Raw genomic sequence first — 26,759 nt, 5'->3', positions numbered from 1 at the left:
GCCACCGGAGATGCTGCTCAAGGCCTTGCTGCTGCAGATCCTGTTCTCCATCCGCAGCGAGCGCCAGTTGGTCGAAGCGATCAACTACAACCTGCTGTACCGCTGGTTCGTGGGCCTGAACATCGAAGACAAGGTCTGGGACCACTCCACTTTCAGCGCCAACCGCGAACGTCTGTTCAACGAAGACCTCGCCCGCGCCTTCTTCGAGCGCGTCAAGCTCAGTGCCCAGTGGGGCAAGCTCGCCAGCGACGAGCACTTCAGCGTGGACGGCACGCTCATTGACGCCTGGGCCTCGCACAAGAGCTTCAAGCGCAAAGACGACGACAGCGGCACGCCGCCTGGGCGCAACCCCGAGGTGGACTTCAAGGGGCAGGAGCGCTGCAACGACACCCACGAGAGCACCACGGACGCCGATGCCCGGCTGTTCAAGAAGAGCCAGGGCGACAAATCCCGCCTGTGCCACATGGGGCACATCCTCATGGAGAACCGCAACGGGCTGATCGTGGATGTCGAGATCACCCACGCCAGCGGCACGGCCGAGCGCGAGGCGGCGCTGGCCATGTTGGAGCGTCGGGGCAACAGGAACAAACGGGCCACGGTCGGTGCCGACAAGGGCTACGACAGCAAGGCCTTCATCAAAGGCTGCAGAAAGCTCAAAGTCACGCCCCACGTGGCGGCCAAGGACAAACACTCGGCGGTGGATGCGCGAGTGACACGGCACGAGGGCTACAAGACCAGCCTGAAGGTGCGCAAGCGCATCGAAGAGGCCTTTGGCTGGATCAAGACCGTCGGTGGTCTGGCAAAGACCAAGCTGATCGGTCAGGCCAAGCTCACGGGCCAGGCGCTGCTGTGCTTTGCCACCTACAACCTTGTGCGAATGGGCAGCATCGGCGGCTGGTGGGACGCGCATCATGCGTGAGCCCAGGGATACGTGCGCCCGAAATGGGCGGGAGGGCCTGCAAACCGGCCAGATGGGCCGTTGCAATCGCTGCGCAGACGCGTCTGGGCAGCTCGTGTCTTCGCACTCAGCGTCCCTGATGCGTTCGAAAAGCACTTTTTCAACGGCCTGCTAGGTATTGAACGGCATCCAAAATGGATAGCTATCGAAGATAACACGGCCGGATATGACGTTCAGTCGTATGACACTGGCTTGACCGAACCAGTGAGTAAACTCATTGAAGTGAAGTCATGTAGCCGCGAATTAGTTCAAATTTTTATTACACGCAACGAATGGGAAACTGCGATCAGCAGTGCGCCACACTATCAATTCCATGTGTGGCTGCTGCCTGAAAAAAAATTAATCGAGCTTTCTGTAAATGATATTGCACCCCACATTCCGCAAAATCAAGGCCATGGAATTTGGCAAAGCGTCGGCGTAACGCTCCATCAGGAATTCCCATAAGCTGGATAGCAGCTTATTTATGCAATATCGATTTGCCTTTCAATTAATTCAAAAATATTGTTCAAGGCGTACGCAAAAAATCACTCAAATTTTAGATATTGATAAACACTGGCCCTAGATATCTTGAGTGCTTTGGCTATTTGTATCTTCGGCATACCGCTTGCGGACATTTCCTGCAGTCTGACTATCGAAGACTCATCCAAGACCGGCTTTCTCCCTTTGTAGACGCCATTGCTCTTGGCAATCGCGATGCCCTCTCGCTGGCGCTCCCGGATCAGTGCTCGCTCAAATTCCCCCACGGCTCCGAGCATCTGCAACAGCAGCTTGGCATAAGCTGCCGTATGGCCACCGCCATTACTTCCTGGCCGCTCGAATTTCAGGTTCTCCTTGCAGAACTCCACAGCCACCCCGCGCGCCGTCAAAAATTCCACCACTTCCTGCAAATCTTTCAATGACCGGGACAGGCGATCCATGCTGTGGACATACACATGATCCCCTTCGCGCACATGGCTAAGCATTGCCTGCAATTGCGGCCTATGCACATCTTTGCCGCTGGCCTTGTCCGTGAATATTTTGTCCAGCACCAGCCCATCTAGCTGGCGCGCATCATTCTGATCCACACTGGATACCCGGACATAGCCGATTTTTTGTCCGGTGGTGAATATCTGCTGTTTCGTCGTCATGGCTGGCTCTTTCTATTAAACATGTCTTAATAGAATCTAAGAGGTAATTTGGAATCTGTCAATATATTCCAAAACCACTCTAGATTGACACAAAAAGAGCCACCGCGATTTGTACAAATAGCGTGTACTTCAAATAGACAGAAGATTACTACTCGTCGTCATCCGCTGCTGGCAATAACCATCAGAAAAATCCACTCCAGAAGCCACCAAAACGGCTTTTGAGCGGCTTTATTACTTGGCTGGATGCAGAGTGGCGTCATCACATGGCGCACTGTTCTGGAGTCTTTTTGCAAGACTGTAAAAAAGACCTGCAATCGCTAGCGTTGCAAGCTTGCGCGTATGGCTTGTCACGTTGTCACATGCTCAGCGGCATGAACACCACCAGCCACACCCCTCGGAAAGCACAAAGAAAAACGCCAGCACACCCTCGCATCGCTGTCAAAAAAGTAGAGGGTGGCTACTTTTTTTGAGAATTTTGCTGACCTGCGCGACCATGCGAACCAGCAGAGACAGAAGCCAAGAGTAGAGGCACAGGACTAGGGCTCTCCGCTTATCGCAGCGCCATGCTGAGATAAACGGAGGGGTGCTGCTTCGGCCCAGCTCTTCAATCCCCTGCTTCAACAATAACAGCCCAAGCGGTAAACAAACGTTCAAGCGGCATCGACAGATGCCATGTATTAATTTTGAACGGGCGCGCAATCGCGCAAATATCGTGACTCAAAAATCCACTGAAGGACTGGTTGTCCCTGGAAAACTATGGTCTGACGCAGACTTGACGGCACTTTTGAAAATCCACCCCAGAACGCCCGCGCAGTGGCGCTATTTGGGCAAATTCAAGAAAGAGCTTCCCTACATCAAGATTGGTAAAACGGTGCGCTACACCGATGAGGTAGTGGCCAAGTTCCTTCAATCCCATATGAGCATGATCGTCGCGAAGGATTAAGGCCATGAACCAGACAGCCAAAGCAGACGATCACAACAAGAAGGAAGCCGCTACCCCTGCGGCTAAGAGCAAACCGAAAAAGCAAAAGCCCTCGTCCAAGCCCGCAGCCACCCGGCTGAGCCCCGATTTGCCGAAGAACCTGCTCTCGGTCAACCAAGTAGTGAATGACAAGGGGGAGTTGTCGGGACAATTGCTGGTAAAGGCGACGGACAAACGCGGCAATGAGGTCCACGCCACACTGGATGTAAAAGAACTGGCACTTGGCCGTTGCGAGGGGTTGGCGCATTTCGCCGTGCGCGCCGGAATGTCCAGCTTCATGTCGCCGAAGGGGCTGCGCACCATGGCGGCGATCCTGCCGGAGTATGCGGACAGGGAGGTGTACGTCGCCCGCCGCGAGGGCTTTCACAGCCTGCAGTTGCAAGGCCAGCGCTATGGCTTCTACGTCTTGCACGAGAAGCCCTACTTCTTTGGCCACAAGCCGCCTTTGTCCGTTGTAGTGATCAATGAGGCGGGCGGCATTGACCCACCGTCCGGAGACCTCGCCAGTTGGCAGAAAGCCATTGGCATCCATCTGCCGGGCAACCCCTACATGCTGGTATCGGTGCTGGCCGCGCTGTCTCCAGCGCTGGCCCGCGCGCTGGGACTGCAGATCCTCATCTTGATGATCGTGGCCCCCAGCAGCATGGGCAAGACCACGCTGCAGCAGGCGGGCCGCAGTGTTCGTGAGCGCGCGGACAAGATCGACGACGCATCGGGCACCACCAATGGCCTGCGCGTGAAGATGGAGCAGCACCCGGACGCGCCCGTATTCTTCCAAGACGTTCACAAAGCGGAAGACATGAAGGGGCTGATGGCACTCTGCTTCCTGGTTGCCAATGGCGGGCAGCGCCTAACCAGCACGGCCAACCAGAAAGTCCAGGCAGGCGATGAACTGTCATGCGGTGTGAGCTTTTCGTCGGAAATGTCGTTCATGGAAATGGTCGGCGACTCCAAGATGAGCTTGCCAGAGGGCTTCTCCGCTCGTTGCTTCGAGTTGGTACTGCAGGGGCCGAACGGTGCCTTTCACACTCTGCCAGAGGGCATGCAGGCGCATGAATTTGCGAATCAACTCAAGCGAGCGTGTGGGGAGCACTACGGTGCGCCCTGGGCCGAGTGGATCGCCGCCATTGCCAAGCAGCCTCCCGGCAAAATTCGCGCCTGGCTTCCCCAGAAGCTGAAGGAAGCAGAGGCCGGGCTGCTGGAAGGCTTGGACATTAAAGATCGGGTCACGCTGCGCCTAGTCAGCGGATTGGCGGTCTGGGTCGTGACGGGCTGGTTGGCAATCAATCTCAAGGTGCTCAAACTCAAGCCTGAGGTGGTGCTCAAGGCCGTGCGCCTGGTTCTGCGTGAGCACGCCGCTCGCCAAGCCCACCACACCACGCCCATCGGCGAAAAAGTGATCACGACCGTCCGTGACTTCATCGACCGCAATGCCAACCGTTTCCCGGCCCTTGCCATGTTCGGACGCTCGGATCAAAGCAATGTCATGGGCTACACCAAAGGCAGCGGCGGTGAGATGGTTTATCTACTCTTGCCTGGGGTGCTGGAGGCCCTTCTGACCGAGAAATTCGGCCTCCAGATGGCATTGCAGAAGCTGTATGACGCGGGCTATTTGGTGAAAAACAGCGAGGGCTGGCAAATGCAAGTCCGGCTGCCCATGGAAGAAAAGCTGCGTAAACGCTTTTATGCGATCCGTGCCTCCGTCCGCTTTGACGGTGAAACGGCGGACTGAGCATGTCACGTTGTCACGTCCATTTGGAGAGACAAGCCAAAAATCAGAGCCTGCGCAAGAGTGCGTGAAAAAGCTGGAATACAGACCCCGGACCACTCTTGCCGCTGACCACCGTAATACGCAACAAACCACGAATACATTCAATTTTGGAAAACGATGATGAAATCTTCCTCACATCCTAGCAAGCATCAGTCCATTCACACTAACAACCCTCGCTGGCCTTTCAGCGCAACATCGCCAGCAAAACGCGCATCATTGGCTATTGGCAGTGCGCATAAGCTCAGCACGCCCAAACGGGCAATGCCACAGCAACGAGCCACGGCTGTGAAGCCGACCATGCGCTTTCCGCTGGCAACCACGGTACTCAAACCGGCGTTGGAATGGAAACCATTCTTTTCATGTCTGATTGATACCGTTGCGGTGCTCATTGATGTGGACCACAAATCCCTCGGGAAGATTGCGCAGAACAACCCTAATATCACTTGGAACGGCAACTACCAGCTTCAAGTCCACTCGCCGTTCTCTGCCATGATCAAGGCCCGTGTCTTTAGCCGTGAAAAGGGCACTAAGCTGATGATCGAAGCGTCTATTCCGAAGTTCTTGACCGGCCAGAACATTGTTGGCTTGGAAGAGCTATTCGAGCCCTGTAAACAACTGATATTTGCAGTCCTTGAGCAGATGAGAATCGAGCCCACGGCAGCAGAACGCCGCAAAATCAATCGCGGGAAGTTCGAGATGACTCGCGTTGACTATGCTCTGCACTGTGATTGTGGAACACCCGAGCGCGCTGACGCTGTCATGGCAGCAGTTCGTAGCCTGATGTACGCCAAAGCCAAGGATTTCAGCGCATACGGTATTGAAACCGTCTACGCAGGCCAGCACAGCAACCGGTGGACGTTCAGAATCTATCGCAAAGACTTGGAGATTAAGAAGCGCGGCCGGTGCTTGCCTGCCAACGTCTATCGCCGGGATTATCTGATTGCCAAAGTGCAAAACTGTGCGCGCATGGAACTCGTGTTGCGCGCACCTGAACTCAAGCGCCTTGGCCTGAACGACCCGCTGGCATGGAACGTTGCAGCTGCCCGCCAGCGCATGCAAGTGTGGATCGATCGTCTATCGACCACAGGCGGCCTAGTGCCCAACATTGACCACCTCGGTGAACTCACAAGCGTTCAGCAAATGAAACTGCTCTTGTGGCTTGGCGGACACCGGACGGCATTTACCAACAGTCCCACCACATTTGCCGCTACGCGTAAAACCGTCTTGGCAATAACTGGAATTGAGATTCGCGGAGAGCCCAGCGTTGAACTTCAGCGCAGCGCAATGCAAACCAGTCGTGAGGTTTTGCTCCATGGCATCGGCTTCAAAAGCTATGCCCACAAGTGGGATTCGCTTTGCCAAGGTGCTAATGCAGGAACTGCTAAGACCGACTAATAACCGACGACTCGTTCGACACTCCAACCACGGCCGAGTGTCGCGATATGGCGCGAGTTTGAACGCGATCAGACACGCTTTCGATGGTTGGAGTTGTTGTGAGTCGCATGCAACTATCGAAAGCCACTCAAAACGGCCGTTTGGCGATCACATGCATGAGGGACCTTTGCTTCATCGCTGCTGCTGAAACAGTGGCTGTAACCAACGCAATGCCGCCACACAAAACTTTTGCGTGGAACGCTCGTGCACGGACCGTGAGTTTCTTGTACAGCTAGCGCTGCGTTTTCCCCCAATCGCGCGCAAGCTCATACACCTCCGGCATCCACGCCTCTCTGCTGGAGAACACCACCAACATCCGGTCATTGCGGTAGTGCCAGCCAATACGCTGACCACCCCAGCCAGATGCCCATGCCGTGTCAGGCGCTGTGACGTTTTCCGTCCAGATCAGGTAGCCATAGCCACCGAACATACGTCCATGCTTGCGGGCCGCTGGGTTGCGATCATTGCCGATCTGCTTGACCATCGCAGCCTTCACGAAGTCACCAAAGCAATCCGATTTCTTGGACGATTCCTTTACCCATACCGCGAAGCGCATCCAGTCTTCCATGCGCAGTCGCATGCCTGAGTCTCCGAGTCCATTCTTGGCACGGTCTTGCGAATACAGTCCAGGATGAGCTGCGCCCATGGGGTTCAGCACCTGCTCTTGAATCCATTGGCTCAGCGGCATGCCCGTAGCGCGGCTGACCATGAGGCCAAGCGTCATGGGATCGGTGGACTTGTACGCGAACACCTCACCGGGCTTGTACTCTGAGAAAGCGCCACGCGCCGCCTTGGAGATGCGATCTGTCGCAATCAACTCTGCGAGATTCAGCAATCCCTGGTTCCAGTCCTTGGTCTGCTCTGGTGTCCAAATGGTGCTATCGCCGTTCTGCTCTGCCGCGCCCGATGCCATGCGCAGTAGATCGTGCACCGTGGCATTGCCCAGCGCTTTGCCCTGTAGTTCCGGCAGCACATCACCAGCCTTGGATTGCAGCGTGAGCTTGCCCGCGCAGATGGCTTGTCCCACCGCCATGGCCGTCACCGTCTTGCCCATGGACATGCCGAAGAACAGTGATTCAGAGTCTGCCGGTGCATTGAACGCCGAGTACACGATGGTGTTGCCGTCCAGCAGCGCAAAGGCTTTGGCTGGCCGTTGGCCGACGAGGGCGCGAGCACGGTCTACGAGAGCGCTTTCTCCAGCCGATGGCGCGCGTGTGTTCAACGCGCTCGGGTTAGGGCTTGGCTGCGTGATCTGGAACCAGCGTGGGCCAGTCTTGGCTAGCAGCCATTCGTCCGGCGCGGCGGCACCGCCATCAGCCACCGGAGTGACTTGCGCCATGGCCTGAGCGCAGAAAGTCAGGGCCGCAGCCGCCAGCAGCCGCAAGGTGTGTTTGGTGGTGAGCTTCATTGGATGCCTTTCAGGAACGCCAGAACGTCTTTAACGGCCAGCTCTCGGGCCTTGTCATTGCTTTCCACCGTGACCCAGGACGTCTGCCTGCACTTTGGCACGTAGGCATTCCACTCCGCGTTATCGGTGAAGGTCTTGCCCGAATATTTGTCGTGAGCTGGCCCCCAACTGCGGTCGTTTGCTCCGTAGGGCATTCGTACGTCCATGGAGCAGAGATTGAAGTTGCCTTCGTTGTACTTCTTCCATGGCTGGTTGAGCCGGTCAAAGACGTGCGTGGCACCCGGATAAATCTTGTAGCTCACCGGATTTCCTGCTGCGGCGTACTCATCTGCCAACTCCATGCACGGCTTGGGCAAGGTCATGTCGTCTTTTTCACCAAGAATCATGAGCAGGGGGGCAGGTAGCTTGCTGTGATGATCCACCCGGTAGCGCATATTGCAGCCGGGGTAGACCGCCACGCTGCCGGCCCATTTCACATTGGCGGGAACCACATGCTGCTGGTACGTCGGCCATGCAGCATCCAGTAAGGCTTGCCCGCCACGCGACCAACCCATGTGAAAGATACGGTTGCTGTCGATCTGGGGATGGGTCGCCAGCAGCTTGAGCGCATATAGGGCATCCGCAGTGTTGGCAACCGTGTTCCAAGTCAATTGCTTAGTGGGGCCGGTCACGCGGTCCTCGCCACGCGGCTTGAAGCTGTCCACTACGAACACTGCATACCCCGCGTTGTTCAGTGCTTTGGCCCACACATCGAAGTACAGGCTACTCACACCCTCACTGCCGTGCGAGAACACCACCGCTGGCACTTTGCCGCGGCTCGCTTGGGTTGGCATCAATAGATCGCCATAAACCGTAACTTCAGGACCCAGCCGACCACGGATCAGTGCCCAGCGGTGGTCGGGGGTGGAGGATGTGAACTCAATGCGGCCGGTTTGACCGCCACTGAGGTCTGCAAGTGGCGCAGCTGAGACTGCACTTACACAACCTGCGACCGTGAGCGCTACAACGGACGACCCGAACCAAACGTTTATTATCATTTTTGACCTCTTTCTTTCGTTTACGCTGAAGCGACTCAGGGCTGCGACAGTCCCCGTCCATCTAAGCTCAGCCCCATCTTTTGAAGCTGCGCTGGATCGATGCGAGACATGGCGTCACTCTGGCAACGCAAATCCGCAATGCGCTTGCCAATCTGCTCCACCATCACTCCCTTGCGTCCATTTTCGCCGCCACCGGCATAAACGACATAGCGGTAGTTGCCCTTGTCGAATGACAGGAAGTTCACTGCTGTGCCATCTTGACCAAGCTGTGAGCCACGTTGGAAAGCTGAAGCAGCACCAGCACCAGCACCAGCACCAGCACCAGCACCGCCGCTCGGATATTCCATCTCTACGGCGCCATCCAGAGGCGCTATCCGGTATGTCAACTGCTCATTGCCACCAGCGCGGCCAGTACACACCGAGGCGCGCTTTTTTCCGGTGGAGCACGCAAAGATCGGGGTCTCAGCAGCATTGCAGAGATGCGGGACAGTTACATCCAGAGCGGCAGCCGTCACGTTGGCTGGCGGGGCGACTGGCGCGGCAGCGGGTGCCGTATTTGCAGGCGCTGGTACAGCTGCAGCTGGCGCAGGTTGGGTGGCTGGTGAAATCGCTGCTGGAGTCGGCTCCGCTGGCTTTGCCTCGGCTGCTGGCGGAGCTTCACCGGCAATCTTGGCAATCTCCGCTTCACTCTTGTCGAATATCCGGAGCATCGCCAGGTCGTGGAACAACCCCATGAATGCCAAGTGCCCAGTGAGCTTGACCAGAATCTCCTTGCTGTCTTCGGTGCGCTGGACGGTGTAGGTCACATTGCCCTTGACCGTAATGCCCTCCAACGCTGCGCCTTGAGGCTCATACGTGCCGCGCAGGTGATTGAGCATCCGTTGATCGGTAGGAATGGCGTCTTGCGGCATCACCGCCGTCAGGACCGCTGAACAGGTCTTCTTCCCTGTCGATTCGTCACTGCGAGCAGTGGTGATTGACTCCACCGTGACTTTGGTGTTCTTGCTCGTGATCTGCACGCTGCGCTGACGCTCAGGACTCATGCTGGCATGCTCTTTGTCAAAGCTCTGCTGGTAAATCTGCTGGACCAGCGACACCGTGGCCGGATCAGCACAGGACGGTGTTTTGTCACCGCATGCAGCCAGCAAAACCATGGACGTTGCCGCCAAGGTCACGGCGGTAGTTCTTTTGGGGTTCATTTTTTCTTCCTGTTGGTTGTAAAAATTTATGCCTCTCAAGGAACATTCTGGCATGCAGTGTTCCTTATAAGACGTTTCCTCAGCAGGCACATTTCGAGAGCCTGTGGATCATGTCACGGACTGCCCCACAGAAACAAAGCACTGCCAGCGAGACGCCAGTTCAGCGCCGCCGCAAAGTGCGGCTCATACCCAACGCCATCACGCTGGCAGTCGGTCAAAACCTGCGGCACTTCCGCGAGCAAAGCGGCATGACGCAGTTGGAATTGGCAATGAGTGCCGAGGTGGAGCGCACTCGGGTGTCCAAACTGGAGCTGGGTCTGGTGAATCCGAGCGTTTTGACGTTGGCCACCATCTGCCATGTGTTGAACATCACGTTGGCTGATCTGTTCGGCGGTATTCGGCTGGCTCATCCACCCACCACCGAGGGCGGGACACTGCGCCGTGCCAATCAAGCCGTACTCGACAAAAAGCCAGCAGCCAAGCGCACCAAAGCCTCCGGTAAGGCCGCTTCCAAGTAGGCGTGGAACGACTCGTTTCAGCCGCTCACAATCACTGTCAGTCGCAGCTTGTCCACCAAGGCCGGGGCAGGCGCTGCAGCAAACCACAGTTCAGAACAGATCGGCACTGCGCTATGGAACGCGCTGGATACCGCTCTGCACTGAATCAGATTCAAGCCGGAGCCGCCGCGTAGCACCACGATGACAGTTGATGGGCGTTCTGGTGATACCCGCTTTGCGGTGGCCGTTATGCTGTCGTGGAGCATGGTCTGCAAGTCGCAGTGATGGCCGGTAACGACATGACTCCATGTGGACCGTCCCCAACGCGCCATCACCGCGCTCAGATCGTCCCAGTCCAATGCTGGCATTGCGTCCGGCTCTGTCGCCGCCCACAGATCGTCAAGAACCCTTTCCGAGTACACGACCGAAGGAGTTGGCATGCACACCAGAGCCAGTGTCCGCAAACATTCGCGCCGGTTCAGCGTCATGACGTTCTCCGAACCCGTATGGCCGCTAGCAACCGCACTGCCTCAGGTTGCCAAGACTCCGACTCATGCATCCAGATGATCATCTTCTGCATGGGCTCTTTATGCCAACCAGGCTTAGCACGACGGCTACCGGGACCGGCATCTGGCAAGCGCAGCCGTGCGTTATGGGCATGGAAACATGGTTCCCCGCCACCACTGTCCAGTAGCAGGATGCGCTGCGGAAAGTGGCTTTGACCGACGACCAAACCCTCCACACCCACCGCGAGAGCCCAGTGCTTGGTGCGGTGATGCTTGACCGAGGCAAATGCGATGGCAACCAGATCGCCTTGCATGAGCCATTTGACGGCGGGGGCATCCACATCGTGCTCGATGCAATAGCGAGCCGTAAGTTCAAGTGGCAGTCCGAGGCTGTTCACAGCATCCGCCCAATCTTTGGGATTTATTCCGGTGAAGTAGTACGGGGACATTGCGGTCCACACTGCGGCTGCTACACCATGCTTGCGCCGTGACATGTCGTGCAGTGCTGACGCCTTGGCAAGTCCAAGAATCACAAGCAGCATCGCCAGCATGTGAGTCCCGCAAGATGCGTCCAAAACCGACTGCTGCATGAATACCGGCACCGGCTCTTCGCGCTTCTGTTGAACGGTAAGCGCATGGCCGGTCTGCAGCGCCGCGTGGATGCGCTGAAACGTATAGGACGGCGCAGCGCGCTTTGATGAGACGGCTTTGGACATATCAATACTCATCTGGACGCAACAGCGTAGTCACGCTGCGGTCGGCTTCAGTGATGATCCAGAGCGTTGGGAGTGACGGACGCTTGTCTCGGGGCGTTGCAGCCAGTCGCTCCGCATCAACCAGCCGATAGCAACTCAGAATCCGCAAACGGCGGGTGACGGCGAAGTCGTTTTCTGCACGGTCTTCGTCATGGACGTCGCCCCAGTCGGCATGCAGGTGCCGCGAGACCAATGCCGCCGCGCTGAAGCCAGTTTCTTGCAGCAGTTCCAAAGCGCCCGGCGTGGCGACGATTTGGCCCAGCGGAAATTTGGCGGTGTTGGAGTAGATGACAGTGGCGACGGTAGGTGAAGATGACGCCAGGCTTGATGTGGATTCGGGTGTAGTGGTCATGGGGATCTCCATAGGTAGGGAACAAAACAAAGCTGAAAAACAAACGGGCACGCGTAGTCCTCCGCGAACGATTGGCGGATAGAAAACAAGCGAGAGAGATCAGCTCGGCTGCAGAACAGCAGCCGGAGAGAGACAGGCCCTCAGCGAGAGGCCATCAACGAGACTTGCGCTTGGCAGAGCGCGGTCAGCAGATCAGAGTCCGAGGCATAGGGCTGCTCAATCCAGTCTGCAAATTGGTCGGTTGCAGATAGCCATCCGCTCAGAAGTGAGGGCATTTCTCCATCGGCACTGATACCGTCTAGAAAGCCCCAGGTGTGCAAACGGCGCGATGCCACGGCATCTCGTACTGCATCCACCGGCATCTCGCACAACACCGCCAGCACGTCGCAACCATGAGTGGTATCACGCAATGGGACGACTGGCAAAATCGCACTACCAGCGCGTCGGATACAGTAGGACCACAGAAGCCAATTGAACTCGAATGGCGTGAAGTTAAGTAGCCGCGCCAGCGTGTCCAGATTCGTACCAATGCATGACTCCGCTGGCGGTGGCGGTTCTAAGGCAGCCAGCCGACCGGCCAGTGCTACCGGGTCTGTTGGGATCGACAAATTAATGGGGCTACTAGCCCCATCCAACATCAAAAAATCCGGCAGATCGCCATCAAAAATGGGCTGCTTTACAAGCCCCAGTTCGCGCCAGCAAAGTTGTTCGATAGCGCGACTTTCTCGGAATAGGTCTTGGCCGCTCAACAAGCGAGGCAGTACTCCCCCAACACGATGCAAAAAATAGCGCATGTGGCGGCGGCGGTAGGCCGCTTCGCGTACGGCGTAAGCTGATCCGTTTCGACCGCAAGGGTCAAGCACCGACGTGGCAGCGTTGCCGGAGTTTTGGTCACTAACCATCTGAGCAGTGACGCGCAAGCGAGCAACATGTATTGATTCGCCACATTTTGCTTTTTAACGCAAAATAAAATTTATTATACAATATTAAAATCTAATCTCAAGCCACGCATGTTGCGACGCAGCATTATCATCAATGGCTCAGATTTACCATTATTCAAATTGCAGCGCTTAGAAAGAAATCGAATTAATGTTAATTCCGATCAACTCCCTGCTTCCTGTCACGCATTCTTTGCTTTTGCGCCTCACTCAGCGGCTTATACCTCACCAACGCCTTGTAGTTTCCACCAACAATATTTAAGGCAGCGGAGTACCAATCCGTTATTCTTTTCTCGTTGACTACTGCTGGCAAACAAGAGGAATCGAATTCACGCCCCCGAGAATAAAGCTCCTCCGAAAATATCTCAACCAAATTCCGCCGCAGGCTTCCAGTCAAGAAGCCACCGTTGATGTTTGCAGCGTCAAAAATTCGCAGTTGAAGTTGCAGCGCCTTAGTGTAATTTTTGGGGTCTGATACAAACCCTAAATCTTTATCAATTGAATCCCAGTCACCCGGCGCCATCATCTCCAGACGTGATTTCACGAAATATGATTGCCTCAACTCACGAAGGCGTTCAGATGCTCTTTCAAATTGTCCTTCGAGCGGCTCGTTTAGATCAAATTTGAGCAATATTTCATTACTTAACAATACACTCTGAACTTCTTGAAACGGGAAGTCAGGGAGCCATGCGTCATGAGTAAAATGCGCCGGAGTGACTATTTTTGGCGTATTTGCACAAAAAAAAGAGTCCTGCTCTTCACGACTTAGATCGAGAAATTCTTCCTTGGGCGATAGTGGGCGGTTAACACCCCAGCAATGCCGCAAAACAAGGATTGGCATAGCGATTACGGCATGAATACCATTGGCTCGGCAATGCTCCCTGTAGTCGCCGACAGTTCGTTGACCGGCCAATGGGGCCGGGTCGCAAAGCACATGTTCGAGCAGGTCGTCAGCTTTAGACTCTTCCCGCAGTCTGGTGCCATCCGGCAGGCTGTTCATCCACGTCGCGAGCAGCGCGTATTGCTCGTTGCGACGCAAAAATTCCCAAGCCCAACGCCGCCAGTTTTGATCATCGGCGGAGGGGTAGTCATCGGCGACCGTCCACTTTGCCCAATACTCGATACGGTGCAGCTCCTCAGCTAAATCGTCGTCTTCGTTGGCATCGTCGGCAACGAAGTCTTCTGACGCTGCGCAGGGATCACTCAAAGCCACTGCGGGCGCAGCACCCTTGGAAATGGTGACTTGGCCGTCTGGCGCGTAGGTGGCCGATAAGTCCAGGCTCAGCGCGTAACGCAGCAACTGGACCGCAGGTGGGGATGGCTCCGGCTCGGCATTCTTCATGCATGCATGGTAGCAACCACGAGCATGGTCATTGGCCATCACTCTAGCCGGTAGCAATAGAGCAGCAATGGCGCTCAGGCAAGAAAAAAGCACTTAGGCATCTCTGCTCTAAGTGCTTGATTCATAACCAAATTTTTGGTAGGACGTACAAGATTCGAACTTGTGACCAACGGATTAAAAGTCCGCTGCTCTACCAACTGAGCTAACGTCCCAACCTTTGCCGCCTCTCGGTAGCAAAGCTAAAGATTATAGCGTGGTTTTCAGGTCTTCGACCTTTCCGCCAACTTGTCGAGAATCCATCCCGCTGCACACTGACCAAATGTGGCCGTGACGGCGACCGATGAGCCATAACCATGGCAATTCAGGGATCCGTCGCCTTCACCGACGCCGCAAGACGCGTGTGGCTTTGATACCGCTTCCTTGCTATAGACGCAGGTGACGCCGATTTTGTGGCCTTCTCGGGCCGCGCCGTGGTTCCTGCGCAAGCGATAGCGCAGCTGGGCCAGCAGAGGATCGTGCGTGGTAAACGCCAAATCTTCTACCTCGACTTTATAGGCGTGACGCTTGCCCCCGGCAGCACCTACCGTGATGAAAGGCGGCCGCGTGGAGACGGCCCAAGCTGCCATTACGGCCTTGGCGTTTACCTGGTCGCATGCATCCACCAGTGCATCCACCGAAGATGGCAACAGAGTGGGCCAGTTCCGTGCATCCACGAACTCTTCAACGCAGTTCACCCGACATGCCGGATTGATCAGGGCAATGCGCTCGGCCATGGCGCGTACCTTGGCTTGGCCAATGGTCGTGGTCAGAGCGTGAATTTGCCGATTGACGTTCGACTCGGCCACATGGTCCAGGTCAATCAGCGTGAGCGCTCCGACGCCGCTGCGCGCGAGTGCTTCTGCTGTCCAAGAACCCACGCCGCCAATTCCGACCACAGCAACATGCGCGCACCGAATGCGTGCGGCGCCCTCCTGCCCGAACAGGCGTTCCAGCCCTGCGAAGCGCCGCTCCAAGTCTGGCGTGTCGTCAACGGATGTGATCACTTCAGGCGCGCCAGGCGTTCCTTCGCAGCGGCTGCTGCTTCCGACTGCGGATAAACGCGCAGCAAGTCTTCCAGGGTCTTGCGCGCAGCCCGCGTATCTTTCAATTCGATCTGGCAATTGGCAATCGAGAGGGCCGCCTCGGGAGCGCGCGCATGGTCTGGCGCCGCCGACAACAGAGCCTTGAAGTTGTTGATGGCCTCTTTGTAATCACGCGTGGCGTACTGTGCATTGCCCAGCCAAAAACGGGCAGACGGTACATAACCGGACTGTGGATACTGGCGCACGAAGCCGCTGAAAGCGTTGGACGCTTCACCAAACTTACCTGCACGGAAGAGCGCCAAGGCCGCCTCGAAATCACGCTTCTCTGCAGGATCAGCCCGGAATTCGCGCCCGTCCAGCGTCACCGTCGCGGGCTCAAACTGGCGCAACCGCTCATCGACACCCTGCGCCATGTCCTTCTGGCGGCGCTGCAGCTCTGCGACATCGCGCAATAGCTGCTCGTTCTGACCACGCAGTGTCGCCTGTTCAGTGCGCAATGCCTCGATTTGCATCTGTAGGTCGAGCAGGCTGCGCCGTAGTTGCGAGACCTCATCACCGGACCGTTCACCCGCACGCTGGCTGGCCTGTGTCAATGCATCGACACGCTGGCGCATCTCAAGGATGGCGCGGCGCGCCTCGCTGTCCTCGAACAATGCATAGCTGGGGGTCGACCAGCAGGCAGCGGCGGCCAGCGCCGCCGCGCCCAGCGCCCGCGGGCGCAGGAGCAAAGACATGCGCGGCATCAACGGTACGACAGCTCAACGCGGCGGTTTTGCGAGTGCGCGTCTTCCGTGTGGCCCTGCACCGCCGGCTTTTCCTTGCCAAAGCTCACCGCCTCCACCTGCGCGTCCGGCACGCCCAGCAGCCCCAACGAGCGGCGCACGGCTTCCGCGCGCTTCTGGCCCAGCGCCAGGTTGTACTCGCGGCCACCGCGCTCATCGGTATGGCCCTCCAGCACGACCTTGCGGGCGGAAGACGCTTTCATGAAGCGAGCATGGGCCTCCAGCACGGACTGGAACTCAGGCTTGACGATGAAGCTGTCAAAGTCGAAGTAAATGACGCGCGCCACGCCAACGGGACCCTCGGCGTCGCGCCCTGACTGGGACAAGTCCACAGGAGCCACGCCGCTTTGGCCCGTGCTTCCCGAGTTGGCGCCCGGTGCGGTGGACGTAGCGCCGCGGTCTTCGACCGGCACATCGTCCAGCTTGACGCCGGAGCTGCAGCCTGCCATGAGGGCGACGATGGAGAGCGCCAGAGACACGCGCTTGAAGGGGAAACGGTTCATTAAAAACTCCTGAAGAGCAGTTGTTCGAAAAACGGAAACTTATTTGTTCTGGAACGGGCCCCAGTCGGGCTCGCGGATATCTCCACCCTGCCCCGCCAGACGCGCTTTGATTTTGCCGTCCAGCGTGGTGGTCATCAGGGCTTCGCGACCCTGCTGCTGCGTGGCGTAGACGATCAGGCGGCTATTGGGAGCAAAGCTGGGATTTTCATCGGCGGAGGTGTCGGTCACCGCCGTCACGCTGCCCGACTTCAAATCCATCACGTGCAGCTTATAGGCGCCGCCCACGCGGGAAATGTAGGCCAACCACTGACCATCGGGACTGATGCTGGGTGAAATGTTGTAGGACCCGTTGAACGTCACGCGCTCCGCGCCTCCCCCGCTGGCTGCCACGCGGTACACCTGGGGCGAACCTCCACGGTCGCTGACGAAGTAGATGCTGCGGCCGTCGCTGGAGAACACGGGCTCCGTGTCGATGCCGCTGCTTTGCATCAGGCGGCGCGGCTCACCGCCGTTAGCGTCGATGGTGTAGAGCTGCGAGCCCCCGTCGCGGCTGAGGGTCACGGCCAAGGTACGGCCATCGGGCGACCAAGCAGGGGCACTGTTGGAGCCACGGAAATTGGCGATCAAACGGCGGCGGCCTGTGGCCACGTCATGCACGTACACCACCGGCTTGCGCGACTCGAACGATACGTAAGCCAGCTGGGTCCCGGTGGGCGCCCATGCGGGAGAAATGATCGGCTCAGGACTGGAAAGCGCTGACTGCGCGTTCTCGCCGTCCGCATCGGCCACCCAGAGGCTGTAGCGCGAGCCGGCTTTGGTCACATACGCAATGCGGGTGGAGAAGATACCGCGCTCGCCGGTGAGTTTTTCGTAGACGAAGTCGGCAATGCGGTGCGCCACCAGACGCAGGTCGGCCTGCGTGACCACGAAGCTCTGCCCGCCCAGGTCCTGCGCCTTGACCACGTCCCACAAGCGGAATCGCACGTCGAAACGGCCGTCGGCCAAGCGCGTGATGCTGCCGGAGGTGAGTGCGTCGGCCTTGCGCTGACGCCACAGGGACAGATCGGGACGGGATGATTCATCCAGCGCGACACCCGACGCGTCCACGCCCAAAAAACGCCCGCTGCGCTCCAGGTCAGCCTGGACGATGGCGGATATTTTCTGCGGCGACTGCGGTTCGCCACGGAACGGTGCGATCGCAATGGGCAGTTGCGTCAGGCCTACGCCCGTGATTTCCACACGGAACTGCGCAAGCGCTGAAAGGGAGGAACTGGCAGCCAAGGCTGCAACGGCGTGGCGCCGCGAAAGCTGCGGCAGAGCCGTGCGGAGGGAAGGGGTATTGGGGATGCGGTCAATAGTCATTGGAACCATCGAATAACCGTCAAATGCCGGCAAACAGAGCCTCGCATGTTACACATAGCGTAGCGTGCCATGTGACAAACTGTGCCGGTCTGCAATAGCCGAAACGTAGAATCCGCCCCTCATGCAAGATTCGAATCATAGCGCGCCAAAGACCACTTTGCAGCAAGCTCCGCAGTCTCTTTCGCTCTGGGAGCGGTTGCGCAGACTCCATCCGTACTTCGGCCACCAGCGGCTGGCATGGACCATGGCGGTGTTGGCGACGATCGTCGCGGCCGCCACCGAGCCATTGATTCCCGCGCTTCTCAAACCATTGCTGGACCAGGGTTTTACAGAAGGATCGCTGGAGCTGTGGATGGTTCCCGTGGCCATCATCGGCGTCTTCCTGGTACGTGGGCTGGCCCAGTTCACGGGACAGTACGCCCTCACGCGCATCGCCAACGAGGGCATGCTGCGCCTGCGCACGGCGCTGTTCGAGCGGCTGCTGGCTGCGGACATGGGGCTTTTCCATCGCCAGTCGGCCAGCGCACTGTCCAACACCGTGGTGTATGAGGTGCAGACCGGGTTCACCTCGCTGGTCCAGGCGCTGCTGGGCCTGTCGCGCGACGGTTTCACGCTGGTCGCCCTGCTGGGTTATCTCATCTACCTGAACTGGCAACTCACGCTGATCGTGGCCGTGCTGGTGCCGGGGGTGGCCTGGGTGATGAAGACGCTCTCGCGGCGCCTGTACAAGATCACTAAAAGCAGCCAGCAGGCCACCGACGATCTGGCCTATGTGGTCGAAGAGAACGTGCTGGCCCACCGTGTGGTACGCCTGCACGGTGCCCAGGCCGAGCAGGCCGCGCGCTTTGACACGCTGAGCCAGCGCCTGCGCCGCCTGGCCATCAAATCCACGATCGCCTCGGCCGCCATGACGCCCACCACGCAGCTGCTGTCCGCGGGCGCGCTGTCCACCGTGATCTGCATCGCCCTGTGGCAAAGCCATGGCAACGGTGCCAAGGACGTGACCGTGGGCGGTTTCGCCTCGTTCATCGCGGCGATGCTGATGTTGATAGCGCCCATCCGCCGCATGGCCGACATCGCCAACCCCATCACGCGCGGCGTGGCGGCGCTGGAACGAGGCCTGGCCCTGCTGCACGAGGCGCCGGCCGAGACAGGCGGCACGCACACCGCGCAGCGCGCCCAGGGGGCGATTGCCCTGCGCAACGTGACCGTGTCCTTCCGGCCCGACCAGGCGCCCGCACTGGACGCCGTGAGCCTGGACATCCGCCCGGGCGAAGTGGTGGCGTTCGTCGGCCCCTCCGGTGCCGGCAAGACCACGCTGGTGAACCTGCTGCCGCGCTTTCTCAGCCCCAGCAGCGGCCAGGTGCTGCTGGACGGCGTGGCGACCGACCAGTGGGCGTTGCCCAGCCTGCGCGCGCAATTCGCCATGGTGAGCCAGGACGTGGTGATGTTCAACGACAGCGTCGCCGCCAACGTGGCGCTGGGCGCTGCCGTGGACGAGCAACGTGTGCAGCACTGTCTGGACGCAGCGAACCTCGCCGAGTACGTGGCCAGCCTCCCGCAGGGTATGCACACCGTGGTGGGGCACAACGCGACGCAACTGTCGGGCGGACAGCGACAGCGGCTGGCCATCGCGCGGGCGCTCTACCGCGACGCTCCGGTGCTCATCCTCGACGAGGCCACCTCGGCACTGGATACCGAGTCCGAACGCCTGGTACAGCAGGCCCTGCAGCGCCTCATGCAAGGGCGCACCACGCTGGTGATTGCCCACCGCCTCTCCACCATCGAACACGCGGACCGCGTGGTGGTCATGGAGCAAGGGCGCATCGTCGAGCAGGGCCCCCACGCGGAGCTGTTGGCCCGGGGCGGCCTGTACGCGCGCCTGCGCGCACATGGCGGCGCGTGACGACTACCAAAAACAATAGCTGCTTGCGCTTACCCTGCAAGCGATTCGGCACTCTTTTGGTCTACAACTGCCAGCTGACAAGCGCCAGCAGCTCCGTTATTCATAGCGTACGCGCCCAGGGGGCTACCATTTCCCGCGGTCCGGCTGGCGGCGGCGTACGGCCTCCGCCACCAGTTGCACCATGTCCTGCCGGTCGGCGCGCATGGCGAAATCCACGGCCGACAGGCCCAGTTGGTTCTTCAGCGATGGATCGGCCCCCTCGCTGATCAGCAGGCGCGCCGCATCCGCCGTGCCGTAGCGCACGGCCATCATCAGCGGCGTGGTGCCGTTGGGCGATGCGGCGTCGATGTAGGCGTGATGCTCCAGCAGCAGCGCCACCATGGCCGCGGCATCGGCCGTGGTGCTTGCGGCGGCATAGTGCAGCGGCGCCCAGCCGGTCTTGTTGACGTCCGCCTCGCGCGCGATCAGGCCGCGCGCAGCGGGCAGATTGCCGCGCAACGCGGCCATCATCAGCGCGCTTTCGTCCTTGGCATTGCGCTCCTCCACCTTCAGCCCCTTGGCGGCGATCAGCACCTCGGCCACCTGCCGCGCTTCCTCGCGCAGGGCCAGGATCAGCGCGGGCTGCCCCTTGGGATCGCGCGCGTTGGGGTCAAACCCGCGGCGCAGCAGCGAAGCCACCGTGGCGGCATCGTCGCGCGCGATGGCACGCAGGAAATCGTCGTACGCGCCGGCATGCGCCAGCCCCGCGGTGCCGGCGGCAACCGCGGCGAGCCACGCCAGGGCGCTGCGACGCTGCAACAGGCTCTTCATACGGCCTCCTTGCTCAAGAAAAGTTGCTCGAAGTTACGGCTGGTTGCCTCGGCCACCTGCTGGACGCTCAGCCCCTTCACCTGTGCCAGCTGCTGGGCGACGTAGGGCACGTAAGACGGGTTGTTGGTCTTGCCCCGGTAAGGCACCGGCGCCAGATACGGGCTGTCGGTCTCGATGAGCAGGCGGTCCATGGGCACAAAGGCGGCCACGTCGCGCAGGTCCTGCGCGTTCTTGAACGTGACGATGCCCGAGAACGAGATGTAGTAGCCCAGGTCCAGCGCCGCGCGGGCCACCTCGGCGGTTTCGGTGAAGCAGTGGAACACGCCGCCCGCACGGTTGCCCGCACCGTCCTCGCCCTCTTCGCGCAGGATGGCCAGGGTGTCCTGCGACGCGCTGCGCGTGTGGATCACCAGCGGCTTGGCCGCCGCGCGCGCAGCGCGGATGTGCGTGCGAAAGCGCTCGCGCTGCCACTCCAGGTCGGCGATGCTGCGGCCGCCCTTGCGGTCGTCCATGCCGTAGTAGTCCAGCCCCGTCTCCCCGATGGCCACCACGCGCGGCAGCGCTGCGCGCTCCAGCAGGTCCCGCACGGAGGGCTCGGCCACGCCTTCGTTGTCCGGGTGCACGCCGACCGTGGCCCAGAAGTTGTCATAGCCGGTCGCCAGCGCGTGCACGGCGGAGAACTCCTCCATCGTGGTGCAGATGCACAGCGCGCGGTCCACCTGCGCCTCGGCCATGGCCTGGCGGATCTGCGGCAACTGGCTGATGAGTTCGGGAAAGTTCAGGTGGCAGTGGGAATCGACAAACATGGTGGTCTCGAAAAACAAAAATGCCGACCGGCGGGCGCGGTCGGCATCCTGCGGGGCCCGCGAAGGGTTGCCCTTAGATGGTCTGCGTAGCCCGTTCAGACGCCAGGGCCGTGCCCAGCACTTCCTCGATCTTGTGCTTGAGCTGGCGCGACTTCTCGTCCTTCGGGAACTGGATGCCCACGCCCTGCGTGCGGTTGCCCGCGGCGCGCGCGGGTGTCACCCAGGCCACGCGGCCGGCCACGGGGTAGCGCTGCGGGTCGTCGGGCAGCGTGAGCAGCACGTACACATCATCGCCGAGCTTGTATTCGCGCGCCGTGGGCACGAAGATGCCGCCCTCTTCAAAGAACGGGATATAGGCCGCGTACAGCGCGGCCTTTTCCTTAATGTTCAGCTGCATGACGCTGGGGCGCGGCGCTGTGGAGGGACTGCTCATAGGTCGTAGAAGGCTTTCAATGGCGCGAGTTTAGTGTGTGGCGCGCCTGCGCCACAAGCGACTCCAGCATCAGGCCGGCGTTGAAGGGGTGCTCGGCCGTGCGCGCCTCCTTGGCGAGGGCGCGCGACCAGCGCGTGAGCGGCCCCACGCCGGGCGGCGCGGGCAAGTCGGCGGGCGAGAAATAGCGCGGCTGTGCACCCACGCGTTGCGCCAGCAGATCGTGGCAGAGCTTTTGCAAGGCATCTACGGCCTGTGCGGGTTCCAGCCCGGCCAGCGCCGACACGTCGCCGCGCGCCACGGCCTTGGGCAGCAGCGCCCAGGTCTGCGGGCTGCGACCCGCACGCGCCAGGGCCAGTGCGTCGTCAGGCCGGCCGCCGGCGGCGCGCAGCAGGGCCTCGGCCGCGTCCGCGGGCACGCCCTGCTCTACCAGCCATTGCTGGCTTTGGGCCGGATCGGGCCACTGCAGGGTGTGCCCCAGGCAGCGGCTGCGGATGGTGGGCAGCAGTTCGTGCGCGGCCTCGGTGGCCAGCACAAAGCGCACGTCGCCCGGAGGCTCCTCCAGCGTCTTGAGCAGCGCGTTGGCCGTCACATGGTTCATCTGCTCTGCCGGGTAGACCAGCACGGCCTTTCCGCGGCCGCGCCCGCTGGTGCGCTGGGCGAACTCCACCGCGTCGCGCATGGCCTCGACGCGGATCTCGCGGCTGGCCTTGCGCTTCTTGTCCTCGATCTCGGCCTGCGCCTTCTCGGGCAGCGGCCAGCCCAGGGCCAGCGCCTGCGTTTCGGGCATGAGCACGCACAGGTCGGCATGCGTATGCACATCGATGCCATGGCAGCTGGCGCACTGGCCGCAGGCGCCGTGCGCGGTGGGCGCATCGCACAGCCAGGCGCGCACCAGCTCCAGCGCCAGCGTGTACTGGCCCAGGCCGGACGGGCCCTGCAGCAGCCACGCGTGGCCGCGCTGGGCCAGCAGCGCCTGGCGCTGCGCGGCGATCCAGGGGGCGACCGCACTCATGGCGTCTGCGCCAGCCAGCCGCGTGCGGCCACCACGGCACGCAGCTGCGCGGCAACCTGCTCGCGCGGCTGCGACGAGTCGATGCGCGCAAAGCGCTGCGGCGCTCCCGCGGCGCGGTCGGCATAGCCGCGCGCCACGCGGGTGAAGAACTCCACGGGCTGCGACTCGAAGCGGTCGGGCGCGCGCGCGGCGGACAAGCGCTGCGCGGCCACCTCAGGTGGTACGTCGAACCACAGCGTGAGGTCCGGATTTCGCATCAAATCGGGCTGCAGACCAACACCAGTCTGCGCAAGGCGCTCCATATACGATAGCACCTCCAGATCGAAGCCGCGCCCTGCGCCCTGGTAGGCAAAGGTGGCATCGGTGAAGCGATCGCACAACACCACTTCGCCGCGTGCCAGCGCCGGCTCGATCACGCAGCGCAGATGGTCGCGCCGCGCGGCGAACACCAGCAGCGTTTCGGTCAGCGCGTCCATGCTGTCGTGCAGCAGCATCTCGCGCAGCTTCTCGGCCAGCGGCGTGCCGCCGGGCTCGCGCGTCAGGGTCACGGTATGCCCCGCAGCGCGCAGCGCCTGGGCCAACGCGTCGATGTGCGAGGACTTGCCCGCGCCGTCGATGCCCTCGAAGGTGATGAATGCGCCGTTGGTCATTTCTGGCCGCGTTGGTAGCGGTTCACCGCACGGTTGTGGTCTTGGAGCGTGCTGCTGAAGTGGCTGGAACCGTCGCCGCGCGCCACGAAGTACAGCGCCTTGGTGGGCGCGGGCTGCACCGCGGCCAACAGCGCCGCCTTGCCGGGCATGGCAATCGGCGTGGGCGGCAGGCCCGCACGTGTGTAGGTGTTGTAGGGGGTGTCGGCGGTCAGGTCACGGCGGCGCAGGTTGCCGTCGAACTTCTCACCCAGGCCGTAGATCACCGTGGGGTCGGTCTGCAGCAGCATGCCCACGCGCAGGCGGTTGCTGAACACGCCGGCGATCTGCGCGCGGTCTTCGGCGCGGCCGGTTTCCTTCTCGACGATGCTCGCCAGGATCAGCGCCTGGTCGGCGGATTGGAGCGGCGTGTCCGGAGCGCGCTGCGCCCAGGCCGCGTCCAGACGCCGGTCCATGGCGTGCAGCGCGCGACGCAGCACGGCAATGTCGCTGCTGCCCTTGGCATAGGTGTAGGTGTCGGGAAAGAAGCGCCCCTCCGCGGGCACGCCCGCGCGGCCCAGGCGCTCCATGATGTCCGCGTCGCTCAGGCCCTGGCTGTCGGGCTTGAGCTGCTCGGCCCGCGCCAGCGCCTGGCGCACCTGGCGGAAGGTCCAGCCTTCCACCAGCGTGACGGCGCGCAATGCTTCCTCGCCGCGCACCAGCTTCTGCAGCAGCGCGTAGGGGCTGGTGCCCTGGGGAATCTCGTAGTTGCCGGCCTTGATCTCGCGGTCCTTGCCCGACAGCCGGAACCACAGGAACAGCACGTCCGCATCCGTGGCCATGCCCGACCGCACCACCGCGCGGGCCACGCTGCGTGGCGTGGTGCCAGACTCGATCTCCAGCTCCAGCGGCTGGCCGGCGGGCACGTCCGCGCGCACCGGCAACGGCGCCTGCAGCCACCAGGCGGCCACAGCGCCCACGGCGATCACGATGAGCAACACCAATGCGAGGAAACGACGCACAACCCTGCAGCCTGTATGAAAGAAGCCGGGCATCATAATTCAGCCATGACCGACTCCATGCCAGTGCCCCCGTCCCTGCCTGCGGACGGCGTAGTCCCCCTGTCCCACCTTGGCGTGATCCGCGTGGCCGGTGAAGACGCCGCCAAGTTCCTGCACGGCCAGCTGACGCAGGACTTCGCGCTGCTGGATCTGCACCACGCCCGCCTGGCGGCGTTCCTGACCGTCAAAGGCCGCATGCAGGCCAGCTTCATCGCCTTCAAGCGCAGCGAGGCCGAGGTACTACTGGTCTGCGCCCGCGACCTGCTGGCGCCCGCGCTCAAGCGCCTGTCGATGTTCGTGATGCGCGCCAAGGCCAAGCTGACCGATGCCACCGGCGACTTTGCGCTGTACGGCCTGCTGGGCGACGCCGCCCGCGCCGTGCTACCCGCTGGCGAGCCCTGGGCTAAGGCCGATGTGGGGGATGCCAGCGTGGTGCAGCTCTACCCCGCCGAAGGGCAGCCGCGCGCGCTGTGGGTAGCGCCCGCTGGCAGCGCCGCACCCGCCGGCGCAGCCCTGACTGAAGCGCTGTGGCTGTGGAGCGAGGTGCGCAGCGGTATCGCCACCCTGACCGCGCCCGTGGTCGAGGCCTTCGTGCCGCAGATGCTGAACTATGAGTCCGTGGGCGGCGTGAACTTCAAGAAGGGCTGCTACCCCGGCCAGGAGGTCGTGGCGCGCAGCCAGTTCCGCGGCACGCTCAAGCGGCGCACTTACCTGGCACATGCCCCTTCGGCCGTGGCCGTGGGTGCTGAAGTGTTTGCCGACGGTGACGCCGAACAGCCCGTGGGCACGGTGGTGCAGGTTGCGGCCGCACCCACCGGCGGCGTGGATGCGCTGGTGTCGCTGCAGATCGCAGCCACCGGCGGCGCCCTGCGGGTGGGCGCCGCGGATGGCGTGGCGCTCACGCTGCTGCCGCTGCCCTACGCGCTGCTGGAAGACATTTAACAGGCCGTTGAAAAATCCCCCGCCGACGCCCGCGTTGGCCGCTACGATCTGAAGCCATCGGTGAACGACCCAGACGAGGACGATGAGAGGCAGTCAAGATTTCCAGGGGGCGATGTTCAGCTACATCAGCCTTGAAGAGCGCGTGCCGCAGGCACACCCGCTGCGCAAGTTGCGCGCGGTGGTTGATGCGCTGCTGGCAACCATGAACCGCGAGTTCGAAGCGGTGTACGCCCGCCGTGGCCGCCCATCGGTGCCACCGGAGATGCTGCTCAAGGCCTTGCTGCTGCAGATCCTGTTCTCCATCCGCAGCGAGCGCCAGTTGGTCGAAGCGATCAACTACAACCTGCTGTACCGCTGGTTCGTGGGCCTGAACATCGAAGACAAGGTCTGGGACCACTCCACTTTCAGCGCCAACCGCGAACGTCTGTTCAACGAAGACCTCGCCCGCGCCTTCTTCGAGCGCGTCAAGCTCAGTGCCCAGTGGGGCAAGCTCGCCAGCGACGAGCACTTCAGCGTGGACGGCACGCTCATTGACGCCTGGGCCTCGCACAAGAGCTTCAAGCGCAAAGACGACGACAGCGGCACGCCGCCTGGGCGCAACCCCGAGGTGGACTTCAAGGGGCAGGAGCGCTGCAACGACACCCACGAGAGCACCACGGACGCCGATGCCCGGCTGTTCAAGAAGAGCCAGGGCGACAAATCCCGCCTGTGCCACATGGGGCACATCCTCATGGAGAACCGCAACGGGCTGATCGTGGATGTCGAGATCACCCACGCCAGCGGCACGGCCGAGCGCGAGGCGGCGCTGGCCATGTTGGAGCGTCGGGGCAACAGGAACAAACGGGCCACGGTCGGTGCCGACAAGGGCTACGACAGCAAGGCCTTCATCAAAGGCTGCAGAAAGCTCAAAGTCACGCCCCACGTGGCGGCCAAGGACAAACACTCGGCGGTGGATGCGCGAGTGACACGGCACGAGGGCTACAAGACCAGCCTGAAGGTGCGCAAGCGCATCGAAGAGGCCTTTGGCTGGATCAAGACCGTCGGTGGTCTGGCAAAGACCAAGCTGATCGGTCAGGCCAAGCTCACGGGCCAGGCGCTGCTGTGCTTTGCCACCTACAACCTTGTGCG

28 protein-coding genes and 1 tRNA gene are annotated in these 26,759 nt (G+C 60.9%); 9 read left to right on the top strand and 20 right to left on the bottom strand.

Features of this window, described 5'->3' with window-relative positions:
- The coding region (locus BV908_RS19375) for an IS5-like element ISDisp1 family transposase (RefSeq protein WP_103737516.1) at window positions 1-919 on the top strand (919 nt) is incomplete at its 5' end.
- A 60-nt stretch (window positions 920-979) separates the two neighbouring features.
- On the top strand, window positions 980-1,402 hold the full coding sequence (locus BV908_RS19370; protein ID WP_246867553.1) for a DUF3883 domain-containing protein: 423 nt from the start codon (window positions 980-982) through the stop codon (window positions 1,400-1,402).
- Between the two features lie 80 nt (window positions 1,403-1,482).
- On the opposite strand, the gene BV908_RS19365 is transcribed toward BV908_RS19370, so the two are convergent.
- On the bottom strand, window positions 1,483-2,085 hold the full coding sequence (locus tag BV908_RS19365) for a recombinase family protein (protein WP_103738957.1): 603 nt from the start codon (window positions 2,083-2,085) through the stop codon (window positions 1,483-1,485).
- Window positions 2,086-2,668: 583 nt separating this feature from the next.
- On the opposite strand from BV908_RS19365, the gene BV908_RS22525 reads away from it, so the two are divergent.
- From BV908_RS22525 to BV908_RS19355, 3 genes are all read left to right on the top strand, one after another.
- On the top strand, window positions 2,669-3,028 hold the full coding sequence (locus BV908_RS22525; protein WP_172751407.1) for a hypothetical protein: 360 nt from the start codon (window positions 2,669-2,671) through the stop codon (window positions 3,026-3,028).
- A gap of 4 nt (window positions 3,029-3,032) precedes the next feature.
- Complete coding sequence (locus BV908_RS19360) at window positions 3,033-4,799, top strand: DUF927 domain-containing protein (RefSeq protein ID WP_103738956.1); 1,767 nt, start codon at window positions 3,033-3,035, stop codon at window positions 4,797-4,799.
- A 156-nt stretch (window positions 4,800-4,955) separates the two neighbouring features.
- Entirely contained in the window at window positions 4,956-6,233 is a 1,278-nt protein-coding gene (locus BV908_RS19355) for a phage/plasmid replication protein, II/X family (protein ID WP_103738955.1), read from the top strand.
- Between the two features lie 271 nt (window positions 6,234-6,504).
- On the opposite strand, the gene BV908_RS19350 is transcribed toward BV908_RS19355, so the two are convergent.
- From BV908_RS19350 to BV908_RS19340, 3 genes are all read right to left on the bottom strand, one after another.
- Entirely contained in the window at window positions 6,505-7,680 is a 1,176-nt protein-coding gene (locus tag BV908_RS19350; protein ID WP_103738954.1) for a serine hydrolase domain-containing protein, read from the bottom strand.
- The gene (locus BV908_RS19345; protein WP_246867552.1) at window positions 7,677-8,513 is read right to left on the bottom strand and encodes a dienelactone hydrolase family protein; all 837 of its coding nucleotides are present in this window, start codon (window positions 8,511-8,513) and stop codon (window positions 7,677-7,679) included. Before BV908_RS19345 ends, BV908_RS19350 begins: the two co-directional genes overlap by 4 nt.
- 239 nt (window positions 8,514-8,752) lie before the next feature.
- Window positions 8,753-9,970, bottom strand: a complete 1,218-nt coding sequence (locus tag BV908_RS19340) for a hypothetical protein (RefSeq protein WP_246867551.1) — start codon at window positions 9,968-9,970, stop codon at window positions 8,753-8,755.
- Between the two features lie 56 nt (window positions 9,971-10,026).
- Here BV908_RS19340 and BV908_RS19335 point away from each other — a divergent pair, with 56 nt between their 5' ends.
- Window positions 10,027-10,434, top strand: coding sequence for a helix-turn-helix transcriptional regulator (locus BV908_RS19335; RefSeq protein WP_103738952.1), 408 nt, complete (start codon window positions 10,027-10,029; stop codon window positions 10,432-10,434).
- 17 nt (window positions 10,435-10,451) lie between these two features.
- Here BV908_RS19335 and BV908_RS22310 read toward each other — a convergent pair whose 3' ends face one another.
- From BV908_RS22310 to tolB, 10 genes are all read right to left on the bottom strand, one after another.
- Entirely contained in the window at window positions 10,452-10,901 is a 450-nt protein-coding gene (locus BV908_RS22310; RefSeq protein ID WP_146052292.1) for a hypothetical protein, read from the bottom strand.
- Window positions 10,898-11,635 (bottom strand): hypothetical protein, encoded by a 738-nt coding sequence (locus tag BV908_RS19330; RefSeq protein ID WP_246867550.1) that lies wholly within the window; start codon window positions 11,633-11,635, stop codon window positions 10,898-10,900. The genes BV908_RS22310 and BV908_RS19330 overlap by 4 nt, the downstream gene beginning before the upstream one ends.
- 1 nt (window position 11,636) lies before the next feature.
- Window positions 11,637-12,026 (bottom strand): type I restriction endonuclease subunit M, encoded by a 390-nt coding sequence (locus tag BV908_RS19325; RefSeq protein ID WP_246867549.1) that lies wholly within the window; start codon window positions 12,024-12,026, stop codon window positions 11,637-11,639.
- A gap of 140 nt (window positions 12,027-12,166) precedes the next feature.
- Entirely contained in the window at window positions 12,167-12,775 is a 609-nt protein-coding gene (locus BV908_RS22305) for a hypothetical protein (protein WP_146052291.1), read from the bottom strand.
- 343 nt (window positions 12,776-13,118) lie between these two features.
- Window positions 13,119-14,306, bottom strand: coding sequence for a hypothetical protein (locus BV908_RS22300; protein WP_146052290.1), 1,188 nt, complete (start codon window positions 14,304-14,306; stop codon window positions 13,119-13,121).
- A 136-nt stretch (window positions 14,307-14,442) separates the two neighbouring features.
- Window positions 14,443-14,518 (bottom strand) — tRNA-Lys (locus tag BV908_RS19315).
- Between the two features lie 48 nt (window positions 14,519-14,566).
- Window positions 14,567-15,349, bottom strand: a complete 783-nt coding sequence (locus BV908_RS19310; protein ID WP_103738950.1) for a tRNA threonylcarbamoyladenosine dehydratase — start codon at window positions 15,347-15,349, stop codon at window positions 14,567-14,569.
- Window positions 15,346-16,131, bottom strand: coding sequence for a tol-pal system protein YbgF (ybgF, locus tag BV908_RS19305; protein ID WP_011804995.1), 786 nt, complete (start codon window positions 16,129-16,131; stop codon window positions 15,346-15,348). Before ybgF ends, BV908_RS19310 begins: the two co-directional genes overlap by 4 nt.
- Entirely contained in the window at window positions 16,131-16,673 is a 543-nt protein-coding gene (gene pal / locus BV908_RS19300) for a peptidoglycan-associated lipoprotein Pal (RefSeq protein WP_047351353.1), read from the bottom strand. The genes ybgF and pal overlap by 1 nt, the downstream gene beginning before the upstream one ends.
- Before the next feature lie 39 nt (window positions 16,674-16,712).
- Window positions 16,713-18,035 (bottom strand): Tol-Pal system beta propeller repeat protein TolB, encoded by a 1,323-nt coding sequence (gene tolB / locus BV908_RS19295; RefSeq protein WP_103738949.1) that lies wholly within the window; start codon window positions 18,033-18,035, stop codon window positions 16,713-16,715.
- A 121-nt stretch (window positions 18,036-18,156) separates the two neighbouring features.
- On the opposite strand from tolB, the gene msbA reads away from it, so the two are divergent.
- The gene (gene msbA, locus BV908_RS19290; protein WP_047351355.1) at window positions 18,157-19,941 is read left to right on the top strand and encodes a lipid A export permease/ATP-binding protein MsbA; all 1,785 of its coding nucleotides are present in this window, start codon (window positions 18,157-18,159) and stop codon (window positions 19,939-19,941) included.
- 123 nt (window positions 19,942-20,064) lie between these two features.
- On the opposite strand, the gene BV908_RS19285 is transcribed toward msbA, so the two are convergent.
- The 6 genes from BV908_RS19285 to mltG form a co-directional block, all read right to left on the bottom strand.
- Window positions 20,065-20,751, bottom strand: coding sequence for an ankyrin repeat domain-containing protein (locus BV908_RS19285; protein ID WP_103738948.1), 687 nt, complete (start codon window positions 20,749-20,751; stop codon window positions 20,065-20,067).
- Entirely contained in the window at window positions 20,748-21,557 is an 810-nt protein-coding gene (locus BV908_RS19280) for a TatD family hydrolase (RefSeq protein ID WP_047351357.1), read from the bottom strand. The genes BV908_RS19285 and BV908_RS19280 overlap by 4 nt, the downstream gene beginning before the upstream one ends.
- Before the next feature lie 73 nt (window positions 21,558-21,630).
- Window positions 21,631-21,990 (bottom strand): PilZ domain-containing protein, encoded by a 360-nt coding sequence (locus BV908_RS19275; protein WP_047351358.1) that lies wholly within the window; start codon window positions 21,988-21,990, stop codon window positions 21,631-21,633.
- A 16-nt stretch (window positions 21,991-22,006) separates the two neighbouring features.
- Entirely contained in the window at window positions 22,007-23,002 is a 996-nt protein-coding gene (locus BV908_RS19270; RefSeq protein WP_088886563.1) for a DNA polymerase III subunit delta', read from the bottom strand.
- Window positions 22,999-23,652: a dTMP kinase gene (tmk, locus tag BV908_RS19265; RefSeq protein WP_015913484.1), complete on the bottom strand. Its 654-nt coding sequence runs from the start codon at window positions 23,650-23,652 to the stop codon at window positions 22,999-23,001. The genes BV908_RS19270 and tmk overlap by 4 nt, the downstream gene beginning before the upstream one ends.
- A complete protein-coding gene (gene mltG, locus BV908_RS19260; RefSeq protein ID WP_103738947.1) occupies window positions 23,649-24,650 on the bottom strand; it encodes an endolytic transglycosylase MltG in 1,002 nt (333 codons plus the stop codon). Before mltG ends, tmk begins: the two co-directional genes overlap by 4 nt.
- A 45-nt stretch (window positions 24,651-24,695) precedes the next feature.
- On the opposite strand from mltG, the gene BV908_RS19255 reads away from it, so the two are divergent.
- Window positions 24,696-25,631 (top strand): folate-binding protein YgfZ, encoded by a 936-nt coding sequence (locus BV908_RS19255; RefSeq protein WP_011804985.1) that lies wholly within the window; start codon window positions 24,696-24,698, stop codon window positions 25,629-25,631.
- Window positions 25,632-25,713: 82 nt separating this feature from the next.
- Window positions 25,714-26,759 (top strand): IS5-like element ISDisp1 family transposase (locus tag BV908_RS19250; protein ID WP_103738593.1); only part of this gene is annotated, 1,046 nt, incomplete at its 3' end.

Source organism: Diaphorobacter sp. LR2014-1 (genome assembly GCF_002916785.1).
In the GTDB taxonomy this organism is placed as follows: domain Bacteria; phylum Pseudomonadota; class Gammaproteobacteria; order Burkholderiales; family Burkholderiaceae_C; genus Diaphorobacter; species Diaphorobacter nitroreducens.
The sequence above is the reverse complement of the archived record's forward strand: the minus strand, read 5'-3'. Positions and strand labels throughout refer to the sequence as shown.